General features: G+C 60.5%; 1 protein-coding gene. It reads right to left on the bottom strand.

Features of this window, described 5'->3' with window-relative positions; all coding sequences use genetic code 11:
- Window positions 1-962 (bottom strand): IS5 family transposase (locus tag IVB27_RS11405; protein WP_247443622.1); only part of this gene is annotated, 962 nt, incomplete at its 3' end.
- Window positions 963-966 lie beyond the last annotated feature (4 nt).

Raw genomic sequence — 966 nt, 5'->3', positions numbered from 1 at the left:
CATCCGAAAATGCACTCGACCATCGCCCGGCGTGATTGCGACATGCCGTATCCCGGATGCCGCGTGGTTCGTTCGTCGATCGCGCTGTTACGGTTCTTGCCGGTTTTGGTGATGGCCTGGTTCTGTGTCACATGCGGCGTCACGCCGATGGCGCGAAGATTGGCGACATGATCGGCCGTATCGTACGCCTTGTCCTCACCAGCCGTGATGCGGCGACCTGCGGCTTTGCGTCTCGCCTTCAGCATGACCTCCGCAGCCCGGCGTTCGGCGGTGCCATTGGCATGCGTGACCCTGCCGGCCACCGCCAGCCCATGCCGGTTCTCCATGGTGGCGTGGCCCATATAGCAAAGCTTGGCCTCCCGTCCGGCCGCCTTGCGATAAAGCCTGCTGTCCGGGTCACTGGTGCTCGCATGGGTGTCGTTCTTGCGTTTCTGGCCATGGAAGTTGGCGCCGTCATCATCGTCGCCGCTGCCGTCCTTGGGGCGAAAACTCTTCTGCGAAGCCCAGGCTTCGATCAGCGTTCCGTCCACCGAAAAATGCTCGTCCGACAATAGCGGCTTGACCTGAGAATGGTTCAGAAGCCTGGTCATGAACTTCGTGAACACATCGCCGTTCTGCAGCCGCTCCCGGTTCTTGGTAAAGGTGGTCGGGTCCCAGACCGGATCGTCCGGCGACAGTCCCACGAACCAGCGATACAAAAGATTGTAGTCCAGTTGCTCCATCAGCTGGCGTTCCGAGCGGATGCCGTAGAACACCTGCAGCAGCAAGGCGCTCAGCAATTGCTCCGGAGGGATCGAAGGACGTCCCTCGCTGGCGTATAGCTTTCCAAGGCTGCGGTTCAAATCACTCAAAACATCCCGGACAAGTTCCCGGACCTTCCGCAGCGGATGGTTCGCTGGCACACGTTTATCCGGCGCGATGTACGAAAACAGGCCGCCCTGATCCGTAAACCTGCCGCGCATGATC

Origin of the sequence: Bradyrhizobium sp. 197 (assembly GCF_023073375.1) — a bacterium.
GTDB lineage: Bacteria > Pseudomonadota > Alphaproteobacteria > Rhizobiales > Xanthobacteraceae > Bradyrhizobium.
Note: the sequence above shows the minus strand (reverse complement) of the source record. Positions and strands in the feature narration are given on the sequence as shown.